Below are 1,055 nucleotides of genomic sequence, written 5' to 3'. Positions count from 1 at the left end.
ATGATAGATTGTCAAATTAACTGCACCACCTGATATTCAAATGCTTCCTGCGTGGTGTTCCAGTTGAGGCACTTTCTTGGTCGATTGTTGATCAATGAAAGTGCTTTTTCTATTTTTGATGGTGTTAGTTGTCCCAAATCCATTCGTTTTGGGAAAAATTCGCGTAAAAGACCATTACTATTTTCATTCGTGCCACGTTGCCATGGCGCGTACGGATCAGCGAAGTAAATTGGGATGCCGTACTGTTTTTCGATGTCGGCGTAACAGCTAAATTCTTTTCCTCGATCCGTCGTAAACGTTTGAAAACATTGTCTTGGATAACGCGAAATGAGCTGTTCAATCGCCCACTTCATCGATTGCGCCGAGCGATTCGGTATTTGAATGCCGACATAGAAACGTGTTTTTCGCTCGGCGAATGTCGCGATACATCCTTTCGTACCGCGTGCTGAAACGACGGTATCTAATTCCCAATGGCCAAACGTTTCACGCGTTTTGACTTCTTTTGGGCGATGCTGAATAGAAGTTCCAACGTTGAAACGCCCACGTGTTTCGCGTGGTGCCTGACGCTTTCCTTTTTGGCGAAGCACTTGAAGCGTCACGTGAAGTTTCCCTGAATAAAGCCAGCGATAAATTGTTTTGAAAGATAATTTGCCTTGAAACAAGGAACCGACAATCTGTTCAGGAGACCATGTCGCTTTTAGTTTTTCTTCGATAACTTTACGCAGTTTGTCTGTAAACTTTGAACGCGCACCACATTTTTTCTTCTGCGCAGCCGCGTGCCATTGCGCCTTTTCAGCTGACCATTCATTCAATCGCTTTAATTCACGAGAAATCGTTGTATGAGAACGGTTGAGATGACGCGCAATGGCACGACAAGAGTACCCTAATCCTTTTAAAACCTCTATTTTCGAACGTTCAGATATGGTAAGATGATAATAGCTCATTCAATATGGCCCCCTGTTGATTTTGGTGTAGGAACTTTAATTATACAGGTTCATATTGAATGGGTCTTTTTTATTTATTTTGAGTGGTGCACTTAATATTACAATTCGTCA

At 42.5% G+C, this 1,055-nt stretch carries 1 protein-coding gene; it reads right to left on the bottom strand.

The genetic code is table 11. The features are described 5' to 3' along the window. Window positions 1–11: 11 nt before the first annotated feature. Entirely contained in the window at window positions 12–944 is a 933-nt protein-coding gene (locus D1606_RS18560; RefSeq protein ID WP_119417455.1) for an IS30 family transposase, read from the bottom strand. Window positions 945–1,055: the final 111 nt, after the last annotated feature.

The sequence above is a fragment of the Rummeliibacillus sp. POC4 genome, assembly GCF_003576525.1.
Lineage (GTDB): Bacteria > Bacillota > Bacilli > Bacillales_A > Planococcaceae > Rummeliibacillus.
The sequence above is the reverse complement of the archived record's forward strand: the minus strand, read 5'-3'. Positions and strand labels throughout refer to the sequence as shown.